General features: G+C 63.7%; 11 protein-coding genes and 1 pseudogene. 7 read left to right on the top strand and 5 right to left on the bottom strand.

Annotated elements, in window-relative coordinates; translation table 11 throughout:
- Positions 1–159: 159 nt before the first annotated feature.
- On the bottom strand, positions 160–1,461 hold the full coding sequence (locus tag ACOCMH_RS07170) for an ATP-binding protein (protein ID WP_427306204.1): 1,302 nt from the start codon (positions 1,459–1,461) through the stop codon (positions 160–162).
- Positions 1,458–2,201 carry a response regulator gene (locus tag ACOCMH_RS07165; RefSeq protein ID WP_427306203.1) on the bottom strand — a complete coding sequence of 248 codons (744 nt, stop codon included), beginning with the start codon at positions 2,199–2,201 and terminating at the stop codon, positions 1,458–1,460. The genes ACOCMH_RS07170 and ACOCMH_RS07165 overlap by 4 nt, the downstream gene beginning before the upstream one ends.
- A gap of 368 nt (positions 2,202–2,569) precedes the next feature.
- On the opposite strand from ACOCMH_RS07165, the pseudogene ACOCMH_RS07160 reads away from it, so the two are divergent.
- Positions 2,570–2,689: pseudogene (locus tag ACOCMH_RS07160) on the top strand (peroxiredoxin); the annotation flags it as partial.
- Positions 2,690–2,806: 117 nt separating this feature from the next.
- Here the strand turns inward: ACOCMH_RS07160 and ACOCMH_RS07155 are convergent.
- The gene (locus ACOCMH_RS07155) at positions 2,807–4,252 is read right to left on the bottom strand and encodes an efflux transporter outer membrane subunit (RefSeq protein WP_427306202.1); all 1,446 of its coding nucleotides are present in this window, start codon (positions 4,250–4,252) and stop codon (positions 2,807–2,809) included.
- A gap of 96 nt (positions 4,253–4,348) precedes the next feature.
- Between ACOCMH_RS07155 and ACOCMH_RS07150 the strand changes: the two genes are divergently transcribed.
- From ACOCMH_RS07150 to ACOCMH_RS07140, 3 genes are all read left to right on the top strand, one after another.
- Complete coding sequence (locus ACOCMH_RS07150; RefSeq protein WP_306852969.1) at positions 4,349–4,966, top strand: TetR/AcrR family transcriptional regulator; 618 nt, start codon at positions 4,349–4,351, stop codon at positions 4,964–4,966.
- An 87-nt stretch (positions 4,967–5,053) separates the two neighbouring features.
- Positions 5,054–6,181, top strand: coding sequence for an efflux RND transporter periplasmic adaptor subunit (locus ACOCMH_RS07145; protein ID WP_427306201.1), 1,128 nt, complete (start codon positions 5,054–5,056; stop codon positions 6,179–6,181).
- Entirely contained in the window at positions 6,178–9,315 is a 3,138-nt protein-coding gene (locus ACOCMH_RS07140) for an efflux RND transporter permease subunit (RefSeq protein ID WP_427306200.1), read from the top strand. Before ACOCMH_RS07145 ends, ACOCMH_RS07140 begins: the two co-directional genes overlap by 4 nt.
- A 65-nt stretch (positions 9,316–9,380) precedes the next feature.
- Here the strand turns inward: ACOCMH_RS07140 and ACOCMH_RS07135 are convergent, their stop codons facing one another.
- Together ACOCMH_RS07135 and ACOCMH_RS07130 are read right to left on the bottom strand one after the other, a co-directional pair.
- Positions 9,381–10,415: an XdhC family protein gene (locus tag ACOCMH_RS07135; RefSeq protein ID WP_427306199.1), complete on the bottom strand. Its 1,035-nt coding sequence runs from the start codon at positions 10,413–10,415 to the stop codon at positions 9,381–9,383.
- A gap of 89 nt (positions 10,416–10,504) precedes the next feature.
- Positions 10,505–11,872, bottom strand: coding sequence for an MFS transporter (locus ACOCMH_RS07130; RefSeq protein WP_427306198.1), 1,368 nt, complete (start codon positions 11,870–11,872; stop codon positions 10,505–10,507).
- A 401-nt stretch (positions 11,873–12,273) separates the two neighbouring features.
- Between ACOCMH_RS07130 and ACOCMH_RS07125 the strand changes: the two genes are divergently transcribed.
- Genes ACOCMH_RS07125 through ACOCMH_RS07115 form a run of 3 tightly spaced genes read left to right on the top strand, consistent with a single transcriptional unit; the run spans position 12,274 to position 14,106 of the window.
- A complete protein-coding gene (locus tag ACOCMH_RS07125) occupies positions 12,274–12,825 on the top strand; it encodes a TetR/AcrR family transcriptional regulator (RefSeq protein ID WP_306852964.1) in 552 nt (183 codons plus the stop codon).
- Between the two features lie 30 nt (positions 12,826–12,855).
- On the top strand, positions 12,856–13,299 hold the full coding sequence (locus tag ACOCMH_RS07120; RefSeq protein ID WP_427306197.1) for a winged helix-turn-helix transcriptional regulator: 444 nt from the start codon (positions 12,856–12,858) through the stop codon (positions 13,297–13,299).
- Positions 13,300–13,356: 57 nt separating this feature from the next.
- Positions 13,357–14,106 (top strand): TetR/AcrR family transcriptional regulator, encoded by a 750-nt coding sequence (locus ACOCMH_RS07115; protein ID WP_427306196.1) that lies wholly within the window; start codon positions 13,357–13,359, stop codon positions 14,104–14,106.
- The last annotated feature ends 18 nt before the right edge of the window (positions 14,107–14,124 follow it).

Below are 14,124 nucleotides of genomic sequence, written 5' to 3'. Positions count from 1 at the left end.
TCGACGGAGGGTCAAGGTCGAAGTTGGTCACCGCCACCACTTGCAACGGCTTCCGTTCAACCAGAATCACAATCAAAACAAGGGGGTACGAAGGAATTTCAGGAGAAACCCTAGGTGCATGCAGAGGCGCAGAATGCGGCGCATAGGACCGATTACTGCTCAGCCCAGCTTCACCTGCGCCTCAAGGCCGCCTCCCTGGCGGTTGCGCAATGTGAGCGTGCCTCCAATCGTGACCGCAAGCTGGTGCGCAATTGCCAGGCCCAGGCCCGTGCCGCCAGTGTCGCGGTTGCGCGATTCCTCGATCCGGACGAACGGCTGCAGCACGGATTCGAGCTTGTCTTCCGGAATCCCGGGCCCGCGATCTTGCACGCTGATGATCACCGCGCCGCCGTCACGCAGCACGCTCAATTCCGCAGCTCCGCCAAATTTGATGGCGTTGTCGGTCAGGTTGGTCAGGATGCGCCGCAAGGCGTGGTGGCGCGTCGTGAGCGCACCGCCTGCATTGTGCACAATGGTGACAGGCTTGCCGGTGTCCTGGTAGTCATAGACGAGGCTCTCGACGAATGAGCCGATATCGATCCGCGACGGCTTCTCGCCGTCGCCATGCGCCGCGCGCGCGTACGCCAGCCCCTCCTTCACCAGTGTTTCGATCTCGCTGAGGTCGTGCACCAGCTTGCGCCTGTCCTCAGAATCTTCCGCCAACTCCGCACGCAGCTTCATCCGCGTAATTGGCGTCTGCAGATCATGGGAGATCGCGGCCAGCAGTTGCACGCGCTCCTCCACAAAGCGGGCGATACGCTCGCGCATGGCATTGAATGCACGCGCGGCGCGTACCAGCTCGCTCGGCCCGGTCTCCGCCAGCGGCTGGCTTCGGGAATTTGGATCGAGTGAGTCCGCCGCATCGGCCAACGCCACCAGGGGACGAATCGACAGCCGCACCGCGAGCCAGCAGCACAGGATCAGAAGCACCAGCTGGATCACCAGCACATAGGGCAACCATTGGGCGACGGGCGCTGGCTTCGGGTGTACGTCGATCGTCAGCGGGCTGCCATCGCTGAGCGTCAGATGTGCCTGCATGCGCTTGCCCTCGCCGGGGATCGACTCGACCTTGACCGGAAACCGGCCACCGCTCGCTTCCATGATCCGGTCGGCCACCTCCTTGGCCTGCGCGCTCATCTCCGGCACACCGGGCAGGCCCGGCCCCAAAATGTATTGATAGTTGCCGCGATTCACATATCTCAGCCACTGCGGGCGCTCTTGAGCGGGTACGCGGTCCAGGATGGCGATCGATGTGGAAACGTCCGTTTCCAGCGTGCCAAGCATTATCGCGCGGGCGGTAAGGTAGCGCTCTGAAAACAGCACGCCGAACGACAGCAGATGCGCGATGATCATTCCCGCCAGCAGGATCAGGAACAGCCGTGATCCCAGCGTTCGGGGCCAGGGTAACGCCTGGAGACTCATTTGCGTGCCTCCCGGATCTCCACTGGCATCGAGAACACATAGCCCTCATTGCGTACGGTCTTGATATAGCGGGTTTCTCGCGCATCCTCCCGCAGGTGCTGTCGCAAGCGGCTGACCAGCAGGTCAATCGAGCGCTCGAACATTTCCGCTTCGCGGCCTTGCGTGAGGCTGAGCAGCTGGTCGCGGTTGAGCACGCGCTGCGGATGGTCGACAAACACGCGCAACAGCCGGTATTCGGCGCCACTTAGGGCGACGATGGTGCCCTCCAGGTCGATAAGGTGGCGGGCGGTCGTGTCCAGCTGCCAGTCACCAAACGCAAGCAGTTGACCAGCCTCGCTGATCTGCAGGTTGGGCGGCAACATCCGGGTGCGGCGCAGCACCGCCTTGATTCGTGCCAACAGTTCGCGTGCTGCGAACGGCTTGGCAAGATAGTCGTCGGCGCCCATTTCCAGGCCAACAATACGATCGGTCTCGTCGGTGCGCGCGGTCAGCATCAGCACCGGGGTGGTCTTGTGCTTGCCGGCCCGCAACTCCCGGCATAGCACCAGGCCGTCGTCTCCCGGCATCATCACATCGAGCACGATCAGGTCGACACTGTTGACTTCCAGAAACGATCGCATATGACGGCCATCGGGCGCCACGGTAACGCGCAAACCGTTCTTCGTGAGATATGCGGAAACCAGCTCACGGATTTCGCGGTCGTCGTCGACGATGAGGATATGGTCGGTATGGGCTTCCATCGTGTCATTTCAACGGGTTGAGAGGAACGGCCAAGGGGGACACCAGGCACGCAAAGGGTAACGCAAAACGGCGCGACGGGCCTTGCCCCCGCGCGCATCGTGGCCTACCTGTTTTCGGGACCGATCGACGCGCCATTGGACGTAGTTTTTCCTGATCACTTCGATGCACGCGAGGTCCGCGCACGCCGCGCTGGTGGGCAGAAATATTGGCTTAGAACCAAGCGTAACAAGTCGACAGCTGACCGTTCTGGCTTCTTTGTATGTCTCTGTATCAGCAAGGCAGCCGGATACATGCGTTTGCAAAACCGCGCGCCGGCTGCCACAGGTCAGATACGCCGAAGCGCTCTAATGCATCGGTGGCCCGCACCGTAAGCCTGCCGGGTGTGGATCCCGAAGCCGCCCGCGCTCTGGTGGATACCGCCCATCAGACCTGCCCGTACTCCAAGGCCACCCGCGGCAATATCGACGTTGAAATCCATCTCGTCTGACCCGCGCATCGTTGGGGCGCCTGGCCCGCCTGAGGGTAGGCCAGCAGCGGCCACGCGGCCCGCGTTGTCTTCCGCTTATTGGTTGCGACCGCGCAGAACGCAGAAGGCACCCTGAACCTACGACGCCAAAGCAGGCTGCCAGCCGCCGCCGAGCGCCTTGAACGCGGCAACGGCGGCCCGCGCTGATTCGGTTTGCGCTTGCGCTTTGGCATCGGAGGTCCTCAGCAAGCGCTCATCGGCATGCAAGACCTCGATCAGGCGGACGACGCCCTTCTGGTAAGCGGCAAATGAGGCGTTTCGCGCCTGGGTGAGCGAGGTTTCACCCTGCGCCAGCGTCCCAGCCTGTTCCTCACGCCTGATCAGCGCGGAGAAGGCATTCTCGACATCCTCGGTCGCGCGAAGCGCCGCTTGACGATACGCTGCCAGGGCCTCGGCTTCCTGGCCCCGTGCCATCTCGATCTGGGCATTGATGCGGCCGAAATCAAACAGGCGCCAGCGCAAACCCACCACGCCCGCCGCCTGGCTCGCACCGGCGGAGAAGAGGTTCCCGCTTGCCACCGCGGTGGCGCTGCCCAACAACGCGCTGAGTGAGAACTTCGGGTAGTACTCCGCAATGGCTACCCCGATGCGTGCATTGGCCGCGGCCAGGCGGCGCTCCGCGACGATAAGATCGGGCCGGCGCCGCAGCAGGTCCGCGGGCGCCCCCGCGCCAGCGATCTGGGGGCCGACTGGAATCGCTTTGGGAGAAGCCAGTTCGGTGCGATAGGTGCCGGGCGGGGTTCCAAGCATGACGTCCAGCCCGTTCAGCGCGGCCTCGAGTCCGGCCTCAAGCACCGGAATGCTTGCCCGCACCTCGGCCAGCGCGCCTTCGGCCTGCCGCACTTCCAGCTCAGCCGCAAGGCCTTTGCCGTAGAGCAGGCCGACCGTCGAGAGCAGCTTCTGTTGCGTGTCGGCTTGCTGCCGGGCAATGGCCAGGCGCGATTGCAGGCCCCGTATGGTGATGTACAGGTCCGCGGTTTGCGCGGCCACGGCGAGACGCGTCGCCGCCGCGCCCGCTTCCGATGCCTGGTAGTCCGCCACGGCAGCCTCCCGCCCGCGGCGCAGGCCGCCGAACACGTCTATCTCCCAGGTGGCGCCGAGGTTGGCTTCATAGCTGTTGCCATAGCGGTCAAAGCCAGGCGTGGCGTTGAGCAATTGGCCCAGCTGCGTTTCAACCGACTGATGCGCTCTGGCGGCCTGTGCGCTGACCCCGGCCGAAGGCAGCAATGCCGCGTTGGCCATGCCGAGTCCGGCGCGCGCCTGGGCGACGCGCGCCGCCGCCTGCGCCAGGTCCAGGTTCTGTTCGAGCGCCGCTGACACGAAGCGGGTCAGCAGCGGATCGCCAAACCCCTCCCACCAGGTCACGAGATTGGCGGGCGCCGCCGCATGCCCCTGTTCAAGCTGGGACTGGCCCAGGTAGCGGTCCGGCAGAGGGGCGGCCGGCCTGCTGTAGTCCGGGCCGACCGCGCAACCCGCTGTAACGCCGAGACTGAGCAGAAGGGCAAGGGAGCGACGGGAGGGCATGGGATGATTTCCTTGTTTCGAGACGATGGACGTTGTGACTATTTTATAAAATAGTCACTCGTTGTCAATCGAGGATTCACAGGGTAATCTCAGGAAATGACCGAAACCTTGCCTAATGCTTCCCTTCAGCGGGGACCTTCCGAGCACGCCGTCCGCTCCCAGATCGTCGAGGCGGCCACCGAGCACTTCAGCCTGTATGGATACGAGAAGACGACGGTGTCCGACCTGGCCAAGGCCATTGGCTTCTCCAAGGCGTACATCTACAAGTTCTTCGATTCCAAGCAGGCGATCGGCGAAGTGATTTGTGCTAACTGCCTGGGCGCTATCGCCAGTGCGGTGGATGAGGCCATCGCGGCCGTTCCCACCGCCTCCGAACGCTTGCGCAGGTTGTTCAAGTCGCTGGTGGAAGAAGGCGTGCGCCTTTTCTTCCAGGACCGCAAGCTTTACGCCATTGCAGCGGCCGCTGCCGCGGAAAGGTGGCAGCCCGTTGGTGCGTACGAAGAGCACCTCAAGCAACTCATCGTGCAGATCCTGCGGGACGGGCGGGACTCCGGCGAGTTCGAGCGCAAGACGCCACTGGATGAGACCGCCAATGGCATCTATCTCGTCATGCGTACGTACATCGATCCGCTATTGCTGCAGCACAACCTCGGTGTGGCCGAGGAGGCGCCTGCCCTGCTTTCCAGCCTGATACTGCGCAGTCTGGCGCCTTAAGCACCACATATCTTTTGTGACCATTGACTAAATTGGTCACACGAACAATACTGAGGTCCTGTCTTCCATTTTCAGGGGAGTGACCTCATGCTTCCGCGCCGACTCGCAACATCCGCCGCCACCTTTCTGCTGCCGTTCGCATTCACCGCTTGCAGCGACAAGGTTCCGCCAGATCCACGCACACAGGCCCCGTTGGTCCGTGTTGGAGTAGTTCAGAGCAGCTCCGCAGCCTCACGGTCATTCACGGGAACCGTTGCCGCAAGATTCCAGGGCGATCTGGGTTTCCGTGTCTCGGGGAAAGTCCTGGAGCGGCTGGTTGATACAGGCCAGACCGTCAGGCGCGGCCAGCCGCTGATGCGCATCGATCCCAACGATTTGAAGCTGACGGCGCACGCCCAGCAAGAAGCAGTCACTGCCGCCAGAGCGCGCGCCAGGCAGACCACCGAGGATGAGGCCAGGTATCGCGACCTGGTGGCGTCCGGAGCCGTGTCGGCTTCGGCCTACGATCAGATCAAGGCGGCAGCGGAGTCGGCCAGGGCGCAGCGCAATGCGGCTGAAGCCCAGGCAGATGTCGCAAAGAACGCCACTAGCTATGCGGTCTTGGTCGCTGATGCGGACGGCGTTGTTGTAGAGACACTGGCTGACGCTGGCCAGGTCATCAATGCCGGACAGGTGGTGGTACGCGTCGCGCATGCGGGTCGCCGCGAAGCGATTGTCCACCTGCCGGAAACCCTGCGCCCGTCTGTCGGATCGATTGCTCAGGCCATTCTTTACGGCAAGGAAACCCAGAGCGTCCCGGCGAAACTCAGGCAGCTTTCCGACTCTGCGGACCGGCTGACCCGCACGTATGAAGCGAGGTACGTGCTGGATGGCGCGCTGGCCGATGCCCCGCTTGGCGCAACCGTCACCATCCAGATTCCAGACGAAGGCGCATCGGCGCAAGCCAACTTGCAGGTGCCAATCGGTGCGCTGTTCGATCCCGGCAAAGGCCCGGGCGTGTGGGTGCTCGATAGCCACAAGACCCGCGTTACCTGGCGCCCGGTGAAGGTGCGCAGCCTGGGGGACGAGGCCGCACAAGTCGCTGGCGACCTCAGGATCGGCGACCAGGTCGTGGCGCTCGGCGCCCATCTGCTGCGCGAAGGCGCGCAGGTCCGCATCGTGGCAGCAAACAAAGCAGACGCCGGCGCGGCTACTGATCGTGGAGTGCAGCAATGAGTGGCTTCAATCTTTCGGCACTCGCGGTCCGCGAACGATCCGTCACGCTGTTCCTGATCATTCTGGTGTCGGTGGCGGGTGTCATTGCCTTCTTCAAGCTGGGCCGTGCGGAAGATCCGGCCTTCACTGTGAAGACGATGACGGTCATTACCGCCTGGCCAGGCGCGACAGCGCAGGAAATGCAGGACCAGGTGGCAGAGAAACTGGAAAAGCGCATGCAGGAACTGCGCTGGTACGAGCGCACGGAAACCTATACGCGCCCCGGCCTGGCGTTCACCACCGTGACGCTGCTCGATAGCACACCGCCGTCCGAGGTCCAGGAAGAGTTCTATCAGGCACGCAAGAAGCTCATGGACGAGTCTGGCCATCTGCCTGCCGGCGTCATTGGCCCCATCATGAACGACGAGTATTCGGACGTGACCTTTGCGCTGTTCGCGTTGAAGGCCAAGGGCGAGCCACAGCGGCGGCTGGCGCGCGATGCCGAGGCATTGCGGCAGCGCCTCCTCCACGTGGCAGGTGTGAAGAAGGTGAACATCATCGGCGAACAGTCCGAGCGGATCTTCGTGTCGTTCTCGCATGAACGCCTGGCCACGCTGGGCGTCTCGCCACAGGACATCTTCGCGGCTCTCAATGGCCAGAACGCCCTCACGCCCGCAGGCTCGATCGACACCGCCGGGCCTCAGGTGTTCATCCGCCTCGACGGCGCGTTCGATAAACTGCAGAAGATTCGCGACACGCCGGTAGCGGCCCAGGGACGGACCCTGAAGCTGTCGGATGTCGCAACGATCGAGCGCGGCTACGAGGACCCCGCATCATTCCTGATCCGCAATAACGGCGAGCCAGCGCTGCTGTTGGGCATCGTGATGCGCGAAGGCTGGAACGGCCTGGACCTGGGCAAGTCCCTGGATACGGAAGTCACGGCGATCAATGCGGCCTTGCCACTAGGCATGAGCCTGACCAAGGTCACCGACCAGTCGGTCAACATCAGTTCGGCAGTCGACGAGTTCATGGTCAAATTCTTCGTCGCTCTGCTCGTGGTCATGGTGGTGAGTTTCCTGAGCATGGGATGGCGCGTGGGCATCGTCGTTGCTGCGGCGGTACCGTTGACGTTGGCGGCGGTATTCGTCGTCATGGCCGCGACAGGCAAGAACTTCGATCGCATCACGCTCGGCGCGCTGATTCTTGCGCTGGGCCTCCTGGTGGACGATGCCATCATCGCCATCGAAATGATGGTGGTGAAGATGGAGGAAGGCTACAGCCGTATCGCGGCCTCCGCCTATGCCTGGAGCCATACCGCCGCGCCGATGCTGTCCGGGACCCTGGTGACGGCGATCGGCTTCATGCCCAATGGCTTTGCCCGCTCCACGGCAGGCGAGTACACCAGCAACATGTTCTGGATCGTGGGCATTGCGCTGATTGCGTCCTGGATCGTAGCGGTTGCTTTCACGCCTTACCTGGGGGTCAAGCTGCTGCCGGAGATCCGGAAGGCAGAAGGCGGCCACGGTGCCATCTACGATACGCCTAACTACAACCGCTTCCGGCGTCTTCTGGGACGCGTGATCCAGCGCAAGTGGATCGTGGCCGGCGTGGTCGTAGGCAGCTTTGTAGTGGCCGTGTTGGGCATGGGCGTGGTGAAGAAGCAGTTCTTCCCCACTTCCGACCGCCCCGAGGTACTGGTGGAAGTCCAGATGCCATACGGTGCCTCCATCAGCCAGACCAGCGCGGCCGCGGGCAAGGTTGAGGCCTGGCTCGCGAAGCAGACGGAAGCGAAGGTCGTTACCGCCTACATCGGTCAGGGCGCGCCCCGCTTCTATCTTGCCCTGGCGCCGGAGCTACCCGATCCCTCCTTTGCCAAGATCATTGTGCTGACGGGCAGCGAGGAAGAACGCGAAGCCCTGAAGGCGCGGCTGCGCCAGTCCATCGCCGACGGACTGGCGCCCGAGGCGCGCGTACGTGTGACCCAGCTGGTGTTCGGCCCGTACTCGCCGTTCCCGGTCGCATTCCGGGTATCGGGACCGGACCCTGAGACGCTGCGGGCTATCGCTGCAGACATGCGCAAGGTGATGGACGCCAGCCCACTGATGCGCACCGTCAATACCGATTGGGGCACGCGCACGCCCACGCTGCACTTCAAGCTCCACCAGGATCGGCTGCAGGCCGTTGGCCTGACTTCCAGCGCGGTCGCGCAGCAGCTCCAGTTTCTCCTCAGCGGCTTGCCCGTCACCGAAGTCCGCGAGGACATCCGCTCGGTGCAGGTCCTTGCGCGCGCAGCCGGCGACATACGCCTGGATCCGGAGAAGATCGCCGGCTTCACCCTGGTCGGGGCCGCTGGCCAGCGTATTCCGCTCTCGCAGGTCGGCACCATCGACATACGGATGGAGGACCCGATCCTGCGCCGGCGCGACCGCATGCCAACCATTACGGTGCGCGGCGATATCGCCGATGGCCTGCAACCGCCCGACGTGTCCACCGCCGTTCACAAGCAACTGCAGCCCATCATCGCAAAACTGCCGGATGGATACCGCATTGAGCAAGCGGGAGCCATCGAGGAATCTGACAAGGCCACGGCCGCATTGCAGCCTCTGTTCCCCATCATGCTGGCACTGACCTTGCTGATCATCATCGTGCAGGTCCGCTCGATCTCGGCCATGGTGATGGTGCTGGCAACCAGCCCGCTGGGACTGATCGGTGTGGTGCCGACCCTGCTGCTGTTCCGGCAGCCGTTCGGCATCAATGCCCTGGTCGGCCTGATCGCACTGTCTGGCATCCTGATGCGCAATACGCTGATCCTGATCGGGCAGATCGACGAGAACCAGCGTGAGGGCCTGGGGCCGTTCGATGCTGTCGTTGAGGCCACGGTGCAACGTGCCCGGCCGGTGATCCTGACTGCGCTGGCGGCGATCTTCGCCTTCATCCCCCTGACGCATTCGGTGTTCTGGGGCACCCTGGCTTACACGCTGATCGGTGGCACCTTCGCTGGCACGGTCTTGACCCTGGTGTTCCTGCCGGCGATGTATGCGATGTGGTTCAGGATCCGGCTTCCCGCGAACGCAGGTGACAGAAGTCCCGACGCATCACCAGTCGCGCCGCATTCCGGTGATGGCAACCCCGACATTCCGGCAGCCACTGCTTGACGAGGCAGCGCCGCCGCGGGAGCAGCCCGCGCCGGCGCTTCCTTGTATGCCAGTGTGCCGGAGCTTCACGGATGCACCGCTGCCAGACAGACGCCACTGATATCGGCCGGCACCTCCCGCGCGGCCTTGGCTTCCTCCACCTTCAGCACGTCCGGCAGGGAGACTTGATTCCTGGCAGCCACCACCTCGGCAAGAATCGAGATGGCGATTTCCGGCGGCGTGCGGCTGCCGATATAGATTCCGGCAGGGCCATGGAGCCGCGCCAGGTCCTGGCCAGTCAGGTCGAATTCCCGCAGGCGCTCGCGCCGCGCCTGGTTGTTGCGGCGCGAACCCAGCGCACCAACGTAGAACGCCGGGGTGCGCAGCGCCTCCATCAGCGCCAGGTCGTCCAGCTTGGGATCGTGCGTCAGCGCAACCACCGCGCTGCGTTCATCCAGCGACATCTCTATCACGGTGTCGTCCGGCATGGTACGCACCATGGTGATGCCGGGGATGGCCCAGGTCTCGGTATATTCCTCACGCGGATCGCAGACCGTCACATCGAAGCCGAGTCCGACGGCGATTTCGCAGAGGTATTTCGAAAGCTGCCCGGCACCGATCACCAGCATGCGGTAGCGCGGCCCGTGGACGGTCGACAGCACCTTGCCGTCGAACATCAGGCCATCGGTGGCGGTGGCAGGCCCCAGCGTCGCCATGCCGGTAGCCAGGTCGAGCCTGCGCGTCGCGAGCCGGCCGGCTTCCACTGCATCCAGCAAGTCGCGCAATCCGCTCGCGGCGGATACCGGCTCTGCCACCAGTTCGATGGTGCCGCCGCAGGGCAGGCCAAAACGGTGTGCCTCCTCCGCGCTGATACCGTATCGGATCACCTCAGGGCTTTTGTAGCAAATGCCTTCGCGGCGCGTTCGGTCGATGATGTCGTCCTCGATACAGCCGCCTGATACCGACCCTACGACCAGGCCGTCGCCACGGACCGCCAGCATCGCGCCCGGCGGGCGCGGCGAAGAGCCCCAGGTACGGACCACCGTCACCAGCAGGCAATGGTGTCCTTGTTCTTCCCAGCGGACACTGCTTCGCAAGACTTCGAGATCCACGCTTTCCATAATTCATCCCTACCGGTCCGGCCTGCATCCGCCGCCCCGGGCAAGCTTAGCAGGCCGCAATCTCGTCAATTCCGGGGCCAAACACCGGGTCACGCTTCGCTGGCAACGTCAGCTGGCTGCGCCGGCTGCCCTGCGCCTGTCATCCCCTTGCCGGCGACCGCGATGGCTGCAAGCAGGGATGGCACGGCCAGGATGCTGAGAATCGAACTCATGCCGAGGCCAAGCTGCAGCAGCGTGCCGCCGGAAACCGCCCCAAGGATGCCGCCGAAGCGCCCTATTCCCAGCATCCAACCCACTCCACAGGCGCGGCCATGGGTCGGATAAAAGGAAGCCGCCAGCGCCGGCATGGAAACCAGGCCCGCCCCCATGAACAGCCCGGCGATCGGCGTCAACAGGGTCAGGTATGCCCCGCTGGTCGCCTGCCCCATTGCCAGCGTAAATACGGCGGTGAAGAAATAGGCCACCGCGATCACGCGATGTGGATCGATACGATCCATCAGCCAGCCGCAAGCCATGGCGCCCAGCGTGCCGCCCAGCGGGAACAGCGCGGCAATCAGCGAGGCTTCAGCCAACGTCGCGCCGGCTTCCTTGACGAGCGTCGGCATCCAGCTGGTCATCAGGTAGAAGACCAGCACACCCATGAAATAGGTGGTCCACAGCATGAAGGTTCCGGTCCGGAACCTCTGTGACAGGATCAGCCCGAGCGGAGACCGCAACGTGTCGGCCTGATCATCCGGCAACGTAAACCGGGACGCCGCGATGTCAGCCGAACCTGCGATGCGCCGTAGCACCACCCTGATCTTGTCGGCCGGCCAATCCCGCAGGACCATGAAGCGGATCGACTCCGGAAGCGCAAGCGCGACTACGGCAAGGACCAGCGGAATCGCCCCGCCGACGATAAAGACGCTGCGCCAGCCGAAAGCGGGAATGATGACCGCAGCAAGAAAGCCGCCCCCGGCCGCGCCCAGCGTAAAGCCGCAGAACATGCTGTTCACCAGGAACGCCCGACGACGCGCCGGGGCATACTCCGCGAGCAGCGTGGTCGCGTTCGGAATGGCTGCACCGAGCCCAAGGCCGGTCAGGAAGCGCCAGCCCGACAACTCCGCGGCGGATGCCGCGGACGCAGTGGCAAGGCTGAACAGGCCAAAGACCGCAACGGACGCAACGAGCACCAGCTTGCGGCCGAACCGGTCAGCACAGGGCCCTGCGATCAGGGCACCGAAGGCAAGCCCAACCAGCGATGCGCTGAGCACGTTGCCCAGCACCAGCTTCGAGATGCCCCACTCCCTGATCAGCGTCGGTGCTACGTAGCCGATCGCGGCGGTGTCGAAGCCGTCCGCCGCGACCACCAGGAAGCAGACGGTCAGCACTAGCCATTGGTAGGGGGAGAACTTCTGGTGGTCGATAAATGCCTGGACGTCTATCGTTCCCGGCGAGCCTGTGAGCTGTGGTTTCATGCGACTCCTCCATATCGTTATTCGAGCGTTTGCCTGTCGTGTGCCGGTTCATGGTCCGGTGCGCTTCGGCGAGTGGCACATAGCATGATGATCGTCATATCAATAGCCGACGAAGCGATGTCGCCGCGGCAGTTACGCGTTGCCGACCAACGCGGACGCTGTCTTCCGCCCTTCGCTTCCACCGTTTCACCGGCATAATGTATCCGCCGTCTACATCCTAGACAGGGGAACCCGCCCGGTCAAGGCAGAACACGTTGTCGCCCCTTGGTGCTATCCCTAAGCACACAGCTCGGCGCCGGCCGTGTGCCTCCGCTGGTCCCGGTTGCAATCCGGATGCAATGATGATCGTAATGCTATATATTGCAGAGACACAGACGTCCCTTCATTCTGCTCAATAGATCATGCGCTATCCGGCCGACCAAAAAGCTGAGACTCGGAATCACATCGTCAAGACGGCCTCGACGCAATTGCGCAAGCACGGTGTCAACGGCATCGGCGTGGCGCAGTTGATGAAGAGTGCCGGTTTAACCCATGGCGGTTTCTACGCACACTTCGAATCCAAGGACACCTTGATTTCCGAGGCGATCGACGCTGCCTTCGACCAGACCATGGTGGCGCTGGAGCAGGCAACGGCCGCTACCTCGCCCGGGCAGCGCAAGAAGGCCATCATCCATGCATATGTGAGCAAAAAGCACCGCGACAATCCCGGATCCGGCTGCGCGATCGCAGCGCTCGGACCCGATGTGTCGAGGCTGGACGCAAAAACACGGCGGCGTTTCGAGGCACGGGTTGCCGCGCTGATCGAAATGATTGCCGGGGCTGATGACGAGGCTTCCCGCAAGGATGCCATCGTGACGCTTTCCGCCATGGTTGGCGGGCTCGTGCTGGCGCGCGCCGTGCGATCGGAAGCGCTGTCCACCGAAATTGTCGAGGCGCTCCAGACGTCCCTGTAGCAGGACTGACCAGCGGAAACCCAGAACGATATGCCTAGCGCCCGATTCCTGCAGATGCCCTGCCCCGTTGCACGCGCCGCGGCAGTGCTGAGCGAACGCTGGGTCATCCTGATATTGCGCGAAGCCTATTATGGCGCGACGCGCTTCGAGGAGTTCGAGCGCCGGCTCGGCATCGCCTCCAATATCCTGAGTGCCCGCCTCCAGGCCATGACCGATCATGAACTGCTGGTACGCCAGCCGATCGCAGGCGGCACGCGCTGCGCCTACGTCCTGAGCGACAGCGCGCGCGACTTCCTGCCGACCTACCTGAGCCTCAAGGCATGGGCAGAGCGCTGGGGGGGACCGAGGCGGCGCGTCAATGTATTCGTGGACAAAGAAACCGGCAAAGAGATCGTGGCTCCGCCGCTGACGCGCGCAGATGGTTCGCGCATCGCTTTCGACGACGTCCTGGTGATTGCCAGCCACACACGTTAGCGGACTCCCACTGCCCGACGCTGCATACTGAGGAGCGAGGACGGGTTGGCGCTAATATTGAGGCCTGACGACACCATCAACGAAATTTCCATGACCTCCTCCACGACTCCCACTGGCCGCCAGAGCTATCACCATGGCAATCTGCGGGAAGAGATGATCCGCTGTGGCCGGGAGATCCTGGCCAGCAAGGGCGTCCACGGACTGACCCTGCGCTCGGCGGCCAAGCTCGCGGGGGTGTCGCACGGTGCGCCCCGCAACCAGTTTGCCGACAAGGAAGGCTTGCTTGCCGCGATCGCCACTGAGGGATTCCGTGAACTGGTGGCGGTGCGCCGGGCCCGGCTCTCGCGCGAGATGAACGCGGAGGTGCGGCTGCTCACAGTCATGGACGGGTATATCGAATTTGCCGTCAAGCACCCAGCCCTGTTCTATCTGATGTTCGGGCCCCAGATCGAAGACAAGGAGAAGTATCCGGAGCTGCTGGAAGCCGGCAACGCGTCTTACCAGCTATTGTCCGGCGCGGTCCGGGACTACTTCCAGGAGAACCATCTGGCTGAGCAGTTCGACGACATGATGGTGCGCTGTGCGTGGTCGGCGATGCATGGCGTCAGCATGTTCTTCAGTGCCAAGCCGACCGGCCCGAGCCCGCGCCCGAAAGTCGCGCTGGCGCAATGGCGGCAAAGCGTGCAGCAGTTCGTGCTGACCGGCCTGCTGGCAGCGGGCCGGAAAAAGGCCGCCGCGGCGTCACAGCCGTCGCACGCCGCGGCAAGCAAGCCAAGGGCAAGGCCACGCGCCGCCACGCAATCGTAGCCTGCCCCCGGTGTTTCG

This window comes from Cupriavidus sp. H39 (assembly GCF_050271075.1).
Classification (GTDB): Bacteria; Pseudomonadota; Gammaproteobacteria; order Burkholderiales; family Burkholderiaceae; genus Cupriavidus; species Cupriavidus necator_B.
Note: the sequence above shows the minus strand (reverse complement) of the source record. Positions and strands in the feature narration are given on the sequence as shown.